We start from the raw sequence: 8,956 nt of genomic DNA, 5'->3' as shown, positions 1-8,956 counted from the left end.
AAAAAAGTCGAGGGCGTGGACTTCAACTCCCTCAAGTGGATTGGATACATGATTCATAGGGTTGTCTTGACTAGTCACAACAGCGCCAGAGTCATCGGCTTGCATGGAAATAGTACCACCCGTATGTAAAACAAGGATTTTCTTAGGCATGATTTACTCACTCTTTCTGAAATGTGGTATAATCATTGTATCACAAAAGGGGAGATTGAGGTAGGATGGAAGTCAAAGCTGTTTTTTTTGATATCGATGGAACACTGGTCAACGATCGCAAGAGTGTTTTGAAATCCACTAAGGACGCGATTAAGATTGTGAAGGACCAGGGAGTGCTTGTTGGAGTAGCGACAGGGCGAGGACCTTTTTTTGTTAAGGATTTAATGGATGATTTAGATCTGGATTTTGCTGTAACTTATAACGGCCAATATATCTTTAATAAAGACAGAGTCTTGTTTACAAGTCCTCTTTCCAAATCTCATTTACGGCAGTTGATAGCTTATGCCAAAAAAGAGGGCAAGGAGATTGCTTTGGGGACCAAGGATGCCATGCTGGGTTCAAAAATCATGTCTTTTGGTCTTGGTTCTTTTTCGCAAAGAGTGAGTCGTTTTGTTCCCTCTATGTTGACCCGTACAGTTAGTCATTCCTTTAATCGAATGGTGAGTAAGGTCGTTCCTCAGAAGGAAGAAGACTTGCTCCAGTTGATGAATCAGCCCATTTATCAAGTTTTGATGCTAATGACGCCAGAAGAATCTGAAAAAGCGGCAGCTGATTTTCAAGACTTGAAATTGACTCGTAGTAATCCTTTTGCAGCCGATGTCATCAATCAAGGAAATTCCAAGCTAGAGGGCATTCGCCGAGTCGGAAAAGAGTATGGTTTTGATCTCAATCAAGTCATGGCCTTTGGTGACTCGGACAATGACCTAGAGATGCTGGCGGGTGTTGGGATGTCAGTCGCCATGGGCAATGGTAGTAGCAGTGTCAAGGAAGTCGCTAAGCATATCACAACCAGCAACCAGCAAGATGGGATTCACAAAGCTTTAGAGCATTTTGGTGTTCTGGCTTCAGAAAAAGTCTTTGTCAGCCGTGATTACCATTTTAATAAGGTCAAGACCTTCCATCACATGATGGATGAACGAACTCAAGAGGAGCCCCAAGCTTGGGACTTAGAAGGTGCCACCCATAGAGCGGGATTTAAGCTAGAAGAATTGGTGGAGTTTGTTCGAGCTGCTAGTTCTTCTGAAGAAGATTTCGAACAGGCAGTAGGACAGTTACACCAAGCTCTTGATCAAGCAGCAGAGAAAGTAGTCAAGAAAACACCTGCTAAGCAAGATTTGGTAGGGCAAGTGGATGCCTTGATTGATACTTTGTACTTCACCTATGGTAGCTTTGTTTTGATGGGGGTGGATCCAGAACGGATTTTTGACATTGTCCATCAAGCAAATATGGGTAAAATGTTCCCTGATGGAAAAGCTCATTTTGATCCAGTGACCCACAAGATCCTAAAACCAGATGACTGGGAAGAAAAATACGCTCCAGAGCCTGCTATTAAAAAGGAGATTGAGCGACAGATAAAAGCCTATGAGCGCCATAAGGAAAGAGAAGATAAAAAATAGGCGATAGCAGAGGAAGCCTGGAATGATGTTTGAGTTCCTAGGTCCAACTACGACATCAACAATTTATAAAAAATGAGGTTAGGAGAAAAATCCCAACCTCATTTCTGTTTTTATTACAAAGTTTTATCCTTATCTCTAACGACGAGAAGGTCAACGCTGGTATGGCGTAGGATATATTCTGATGAAGAACCAACTAGCAGACGCTCAAAGGCATTGAGTCCTGTTGCTCCAACTAAAATCAAATCAACCTTTTCTTTATCTGGAATTGTTTTAGCTAAGAGAGTTTTAGGATTTCCCATCTCAATAACAACTTTAATGTCTGTGAGCCCAGCATCTTTTGCACGCTTTTCATATTCAGCCATCAAATCGTTGGCCTCGACTTGCAATTCTTCGTAAACTTCGGCATCAAATGTTGAAATGCTTTGAAGAGCACGTGTGTCAATGACATGAGCAATCGTTAGTTTTGCTTGGTTACGCAGTGCTGAATGAACCCCTTTGATGAAAGCCAAGTCAGCTTCCTTAGAACCGTCAACCGCTACCATGATGTTTTCATAACGTTGTGTCATAGCAAAAACCTCCTCATTCTTATTACATTCATTGTATTCCTTTTCACTAAAAAAGTAAAGTAAAAAACGATAGGAAGAAGATAGATGCTTTTTGACTTTGACTTGGAGTTTGTTATAATAAAACTAGAAAAGCTAAGAGGAAGAGATATGACAAAAATCGCAGTATTATCGGATATACATGGCAATACAACAGCCTTAGAAGCTGTTCTGGCAGATGCCCAGGAGTCAGAGGTTGATGAGTATTGGCTCTTGGGAGATATCCTCATGCCTGGAACAGGACGAAAAAATATTCTCCAGATACTGGACACTTTACCCATCACCCATAGAGTTTTAGGGAATTGGGAGGAGAGCTTGTGGCGCGCCTGCCATCGTCAGTTAGATGAAACCAGACCCAGTCATCGTTATCTCTTACGCCAATGTCAGTATATTATGGAAGAGCTCAGCATCGAGGAAATTGAGGCACTGCAGGACTATCCCTTGCAAGTGCACCGCCAGTTTGGAGATTTGAAACTAGGGATTAGCCACCACTTGCCTGATAAAAATTGGGGACGAGAGCTGATTCATCTTGGGAAGCAAGAGGACTTTGACCGTCTTGTCACCAATCCTGACTGCGATATTGCCATTTATGGTCATATCCATCAACAGTTTCTTCGGTATGGTAGTGGTGGCCAGCTTATCCTGAATCCAGGTTCCATTGGTCAACCCTTCTTTTTATCTGAAAATTTACGCAAGGACTTACGTGCTCAGTACATGATTTTAGAGTTTGATGAAAAAGGCTTGAAAGATATCGATTTTCGCCGGGTTAATTATGATATTGAGGCAGAATTACAGCTAGCCAAAGACTTAAATTTACCCTACTATCAAGTTTATTATGAAAGTTTGGTTAATGGGATTCACCATACCCATAATCAGGAACTACTTCATGAAATTGCCCAAAGTCAAGGGCATGATGCAGAACTAGATGACTGGCTTAGTGGTAACTCTTGACATTACAACTACAAGAGATATAATAAATATAAGTAAAAAACGAACTAGTCTAATAGAAAAAGGAGAATCTTATGCAAATTTCAAGTCGATTTACCATCGCGACCCATATGTTGATTATCATAGCCTTGAAAGGGAAAGAAAGTAAGGTGACCAGTGATTTTCTTGCTAGTAGCGTTGGAGTCAATCCTGTCATTATCCGTAAGACCTTATCTCAACTGAAAAAAGCTGAGTTGATCTCAGTTGCGCGTGGAACTGGTGGTGCAGAGATTATCAAAGACCTAGAGGATATCAGTCTTTTAGATGTTTACCAAGCAGTTGAGTGTCTAGGAAAGACTGGTCAACTCTTTAGTTTTCATGACAATCCAAATCCAGCCTGTCCAGTTGGTGCAAATATCCATGGGATTTTAGATGAAAAATTACAAAAGATTCAGCTAGCCATGGAGCAGGAACTGAGTCAAACCAGTCTTGCCCAAGTTGTAGCAGATGCAGAAGCAAGGATAGAGAAATAGAAACTATACAAGTAGCAGAAAGAGTCTTTTTGGTTTAAAGCATTGAATCCCTTTTTTAAAAAATCAAAAAAGTAAAAAGAGAAGAGAACAGAACTTCAATTATCGGAGTTCCGGTCTCTTCTCTTTTATAGGTTATAGAAATTGTTTTCTAAGATTCGGATGATTAAGCGACTCTAATTTTCAATATTTTTTTAAAGATCACCAAGCGAGATGGTGTTCAGTTCGCTAATAACTTGAAGCTGGGGCATACGTCCAATATTGATTAGTTTTGGATGCTTTAAACCTTCGACATCAAAGTTGGTTAAAATGGCATCATATCCAGCCTCCATAATCTCATCAACATTCAATGTAGCCTTGTCCCATGTTTCAAACTGGATATTTTTAGAAGTGTAGTATTTATAGAGAGACATGAGGGACCGAGGATGAGCAAAGTCAAATTCACTCAACACAAGGACACGAACCTTATTCTGAGATTCTAACAGTTGTTCCATCAAATCTGAAGCGTGAGTCAAGAGAGTGTAAACCAGATGGACGACAGCGTGCGCCAGTTCTTTTTGTCCCAAGCTAGACTTATAACGCATCATTTCGAAAACAGCCGCTTCGTAAAATTCAGGGAAGAATTTCTGGATTTTTTTGAGCGTATAGGATTTATTATGAGAAATGATGGATTCTGAGTTGATTTCTTGACGTTCAAGAAGAGCGGTATTGTGTAGGTGCCAGACTAGCTCGTCTGTATTTGTAAAGTGAATTCCAAATTCACGAGTCAAATTATCGAGGACATCTCGAGCAGCGTGGTAAGAGTGGTCAACTTCCTTATCATCTGAACGGGCGGCTAGAAAATCTTCAACAGTATAGAAGATTCCTTTTTGAGTATAAGAATCAAAGATTTGTTCTAAGGTATGACGGTTAACCTCGATATTCAGACGCTTAGCCAATGGTTCGAGTTGATCTTGGAACTCTGGCAGTTGATTATATAAAGGAAGATCATTTGTAGAATCGCTCGTTGTTTGGATGGTAGCACCGATCTTAAATCGGTGCAAATTAACAGCTATTTGTGTTTCTAGCTGCAACAAGTTAGCATAATTGGCAGGAAATCCTGTCATTTTAAGAAAGAAAGCAACAAATTCTTCAATATCTTTCTTAGAATCAGTAAATGGCCATTTGAAGTAACCATAGGCTTCATGGAAATACTGGGCAAAAAAGAAACGGATGTCTTTTTCGTCTCCAATGATAGAGATTGGAGTGACCTTGAGTTTGAAGCGGTATTTATTTTGCAAGGTATGATTAATCTCAGCAACTTTTTTTCGAAGTGCAGGAAGCGAAACATCAAGAGTTTGAGCTAGATGTTCATAGGTGAATGGTTCTTCTAATAAAAAGAATGCTCTCAAAACTTGGAAGTTAGAAGAATCTTGTAAAATGTGGCGGTAAATTCGTTCAATGCCTAAATTGTTATTATTGGCGAGTCTGATACCAGCTGTTGAAGATTGGATTTCGAAGCAAGAGAGAACTTCGCGCATCTCCTTGATATCGCTTTTAATGATACGGGTGTTGATATCTAGGTCTTCTGCTAGGGGATCTAGGTGGATCCAGTCTGGATTTTCAAATAAATATTCTAAAATTCTTAATTGCCTTTGTTCTTTTTGAGTCAATAGGGCTCTCATAAATCGTTCCTCCTGTAATAAAATTGATTATAACGAACAAAAATCATATTTTTCAAGATGTTAGTTATTATATCACAAGTAAATCAAAAAAACAAAGAATTTGGCCTGCGTTTATTATATTATATTTTAGTAAAAAATCATTGCTTTAGAATTTTTTTGTATCGAAAAAAATTTTTAAATATATAGTTTAAAATGATTGACTAAAACAAAGCTATGTTTTATAATTTAAATTGTATGTTAAAGACATGCTATAATTTTTAAAATTAGGAGAAAAGATTCATGTATTTTAATCGAAAAAATGCAGAACAAAAGAATTGGCGTATGATCAAAAAAGGAAAACATTTCCTTTTCGGTTGTTCGCTTGTTTTTGCGGTTGGGGCAGCGTTAGTAGCTCCATCAGTCAAAGCAGATGCAGTAGAAGCTAAGCCAGAAGCTAGCTCTACAGCAGAGGGGGTTAAGCCAGCAGCAGCTGAAGAGAAAACAACTTATGCAGCACCAGCTGTAGAAGTCGCTCCAGCAGCAGTGGTTGAAGAAAAAGTTAAAACTACTCAAAATTCTAAAGAAGAACCAGTAGTAGCGGCTGAAAAAGCTAAGGAAGCAGATAGCATCCAAGCTCCAGAAGTGACAGTGGTCTACAATCCATCAGCACTTACTAATGAAGAAAAAGCCAAAGTTGTAGCAGCTGTTAAGGCAGCAAACCCTACAGCGACTGATGTTCAAGTTCAAGCAGACGGATCAGTAGTTGTGACTTTTGCAGATGGTTCAAGTGCAAATTTGACAGCAGCTCAAACAGTTAAAGATGGTTCTCAAGTAGCTAAATCACGTAGAACACGTGCGGCAGTAGCGGCTCCAGAAATTACTTCAGATCTTAAAGGAAAAGGAAGTTCTGCAACGGATGTCACTGTTAAAGCACCAGCAGGCTCAACTGTTAAACTCTACAATAATGATGGTGTTGTTATCGGTCAAGCAGTAGCAGATGCTCAAGGTGTAGCGACCATTACTCCGACAAACAGTCTTCCTGTAGGTGAAATTACAGCGACAGCTACACCAGTAGGCGAAAGTGAGTCTCCTAAGAGCACTCCTGTCACAGCGACTCGTGCAGAAAAAACTTCAGCAGGAGGTGGTGTTTCAAAAGGGAACGATAGTCATAATACCCAACTACTCGTTACCAAATCACACATCACTGTTTATCCAGGTGAGTCTGTTAAGATTGGTGTTACAGCAGTATCTAAAGAGATGGAAACCTTTTGGGTTCCTAATAATCCAACAGCTGTCAAGGGTTTGAAACCTACAGGTGTTTACTTAGAAACAGCTGGAACAGAGACCTATACAAGACGTAATAACGGATACGGAGGTACTGTTGCTTGGGACCAACCAGCAGGTGATACTGTTGTGACCTTCGCAGTTAGAAGTAAGAATAATGCACTTGTAACGAGAGACCTTAGAGTTACCGTTTTGGAACTTACTAAGAAGCTTGATGCTGTTCCAGGTGAAAAAGTAGAAGTTGCTGATCTTAACAATGTTTCTGAAAACGAGAAAAATAAAATTATCGCAGCAACTAAAAAAGCAAATGCAAGTTTCCCTCCAGGTACTTTATATAATGTTGATCAAAGAGGAAATCTTGTCATTACTTATCCTGATAAATCAACAGATAAGATTGACGCTTCATACCTAGTTACTCCATCAAATAAACCTGCGGATACTAATAAGCCAGCGGATACTAATAAGCCAGCAGGCCAAGCGCCAGAGATCACTTCAGATCTATCAGGTAAAGCAAGTACGCCAGCTGATGTGACAGTTAAAGCAGAACCTGGTTCTACAGTGAAGCTTTACAATAATGACGGAGTTGTGATCGGCGAAGCAGTAGCAAACAATCAAGGTGTTGCTACTATCTCTCCAATAAATAGTCTTCCAGAAGGACAAATTACAGCGACTTCAACACCAGTAGGTGGAAGTGAGTCAGCTAAGAGTGCACCGATTACGGTTACAAAATCACCAATTACCTATGTAGGTGGGGGAGTTAGTGGAGATAGCTACACTCAACTTTTGGTTACCGAGTCACATCTTACAGTTTACCCGGGTGATCCTGTCAATGTAACAATTCAAGCAGCAGGATCACCGTCAGTTGAAAAATTTTGGATTCCTAATAATCCTTATTTGGCAAAAGGACTAGCATATACGAATGATCGTAATGGTGGTTTCCTGGATACAGCTGGCTCATCAACTTATAGACAGCGTAAGGCATACTATAGTGGTAATGTTGATATGACGCAGCCTGCAGGTAGTTCTACTGCTACCTATGCTGTTAAAAATAAAAATGGGAAAGTAGTAACGAGAAATCTTACGATTACAGTGCTTGAGACTTCTAAAAAGTACACACCAGCTGTTGTCGCTAATAAGATCGAAGTTGCTGATCCTAACAATGTAAGTGCCCCTGAGAAGGCAGCTATTGAGAAAGCAGTTGGAGATGCGAATCCTACGCTTCCACAAGGAACAACATTCGTTGCGGATGAAAAGGGTAATGTTACAATTACTTATCCTGATAAATCCGTAGATAAGATTGCGGCTGCATACTTAGTTACACCAGTGGCTAAGGAAGCAGACAAATACACACCAACTGCTAAGGCACAAACAGTTGCTCCAGGTTCAACACCAGACGCTAAAAACTCAATCGACAATACAGGTGAACTTCCAAGTGGTACTACCTTTGCTTATAAGACACCAGTAGATACAGCAACCAAAGGTGAAAAAGACGCGATAGTAGTAGTTACTTATCCCGATAAGTCAACTGATGAAGTTCCAGTTAAAGTAACTGTAAAAGATCCACGTAGCGATGCAGATAAGAACGATCCAAAAGCTAAAGCTCAAGACATTTACAAGGGTTCAACACCAGACGCTGAAGGCTCAATCGACAATGCTGGTGAACTTCCATATGGTACTAGCTTTGCTTATAAGACACCAGTAGATACAGAAACACCAGGTGAAAAAGACGCGACAGTAGTTGTAACATACCCAGACGGATCTAAAGATGAAGTTCCAGTTAAGGTGACTGTAGAAGATCCAGATAAGACATCTGATGCAGAAAACAACACTCCAACAGCTAAAGATCAAACTGTTAAAGTTGGTGAGGAACCAAAAGCAGAAGCTTCAATCGGAAACTTTGACAAACTACCTAAGGGAACAACCTTCGAGTACAAGACACCAGTCGATACAGCAACACCAGGTGAAAAAGACGCGATAGTAGTAGTTACTTACCCAGATACGTTAACTTATGAAGTTCCAGTTAAGGTTACTGTAAAAGATCCACGCACAGATGCAGATAAGAATGATCCGACTGCTAAGGCGCAAACAGTGACACCAGGCTCAACACCAAATGCGCAAGATTCAATTGGAAATGTTGGTTCTCTTCCAAATGGTACGACTTATGCTTACAAGACACCAGTAGACACAACAACAGAAGGTGAGAAAGACGCTATCGTAGTTGTGACTTACCCAGATGGTTCTAAGGATGAAGTTCCAGTTAAGGTACTGTGAAAGATCCACGCACAGATGCAGATAAGAATGATCCGACTGCTAAGGCGCAAACAGTGACACCAGGCTCAACACCAAATGCGCAAGATTCAATT

At 40.2% G+C, this 8,956-nt stretch carries 6 protein-coding genes and 2 pseudogenes; 5 read left to right on the top strand and 3 right to left on the bottom strand.

Translation table 11 applies throughout. The features are described 5' to 3' along the window. A partial coding sequence (locus tag HMPREF1116_RS12080) for an asparaginase domain-containing protein (RefSeq protein WP_007554841.1) occupies window positions 1–150 on the bottom strand: 150 nt, incomplete at its 3' end. Window positions 151–215: 65 nt separating this feature from the next. On the opposite strand from HMPREF1116_RS12080, the gene HMPREF1116_RS04935 reads away from it, so the two are divergent. Continuing rightward, on the top strand, window positions 216–1,607 hold the full coding sequence (locus HMPREF1116_RS04935) for a Cof-type HAD-IIB family hydrolase (protein WP_000452103.1): 1,392 nt from the start codon (window positions 216–218) through the stop codon (window positions 1,605–1,607). A gap of 113 nt (window positions 1,608–1,720) precedes the next feature. On the opposite strand, the gene HMPREF1116_RS04930 is transcribed toward HMPREF1116_RS04935, so the two are convergent. Further along, window positions 1,721–2,173, bottom strand: a complete 453-nt coding sequence (locus HMPREF1116_RS04930) for a universal stress protein (protein ID WP_000194258.1) — start codon at window positions 2,171–2,173, stop codon at window positions 1,721–1,723. Between the two features lie 147 nt (window positions 2,174–2,320). On the opposite strand from HMPREF1116_RS04930, the gene HMPREF1116_RS04925 reads away from it, so the two are divergent. Next, window positions 2,321–3,160, top strand: coding sequence for a metallophosphoesterase family protein (locus HMPREF1116_RS04925; RefSeq protein ID WP_025171251.1), 840 nt, complete (start codon window positions 2,321–2,323; stop codon window positions 3,158–3,160). A 71-nt stretch (window positions 3,161–3,231) separates the two neighbouring features. Beyond that, complete coding sequence (locus HMPREF1116_RS04920) at window positions 3,232–3,669, top strand: Rrf2 family transcriptional regulator (RefSeq protein WP_001167386.1); 438 nt, start codon at window positions 3,232–3,234, stop codon at window positions 3,667–3,669. 191 nt (window positions 3,670–3,860) lie between these two features. On the opposite strand, the gene HMPREF1116_RS04915 is transcribed toward HMPREF1116_RS04920, so the two are convergent. Next, window positions 3,861–5,330, bottom strand: a complete 1,470-nt coding sequence (locus HMPREF1116_RS04915; protein WP_001202282.1) for a M protein trans-acting positive regulator PRD domain-containing protein — start codon at window positions 5,328–5,330, stop codon at window positions 3,861–3,863. A gap of 279 nt (window positions 5,331–5,609) precedes the next feature. On the opposite strand from HMPREF1116_RS04915, the pseudogene HMPREF1116_RS12545 reads away from it, so the two are divergent. Continuing rightward, window positions 5,610–6,998 (top strand): annotated as a pseudogene (locus HMPREF1116_RS12545) (KxYKxGKxW signal peptide domain-containing protein); the annotation flags it as partial. A 672-nt stretch (window positions 6,999–7,670) separates the two neighbouring features. Continuing rightward, window positions 7,671–8,956 (top strand): annotated as a pseudogene (locus HMPREF1116_RS12540) (Rib/alpha-like domain-containing protein); the annotation flags it as partial.

Origin of the sequence: Streptococcus sp. SK140 (assembly GCF_000259525.1) — a bacterium.
Classification (GTDB): Bacteria; Bacillota; Bacilli; order Lactobacillales; family Streptococcaceae; genus Streptococcus.
Note: the sequence above shows the minus strand (reverse complement) of the source record. Positions and strands in the feature narration are given on the sequence as shown.

Bases quoted from the DNA above. Each gene is read 5' to 3' on its own strand.
- HMPREF1116_RS04925 (WP_025171251.1), top strand. From the start codon at position 2,321: ATGACAAAAATCGCAGTATTATCGGATATACATGGCAATACAACAGCC.
- HMPREF1116_RS04935 (WP_000452103.1), top strand. From the start codon at position 216: ATGGAAGTCAAAGCTGTTTTTTTTGATATCGATGGAACACTGGTCAAC.
- HMPREF1116_RS04920 (WP_001167386.1), top strand. From the start codon at position 3,232: ATGCAAATTTCAAGTCGATTTACCATCGCGACCCATATGTTGATTATC.
- HMPREF1116_RS04915 (WP_001202282.1), bottom strand. From the start codon at position 5,330: ATGAGAGCCCTATTGACTCAAAAAGAACAAAGGCAATTAAGAATTTTA.
- HMPREF1116_RS04930 (WP_000194258.1), bottom strand. From the start codon at position 2,173: ATGACACAACGTTATGAAAACATCATGGTAGCGGTTGACGGTTCTAAG.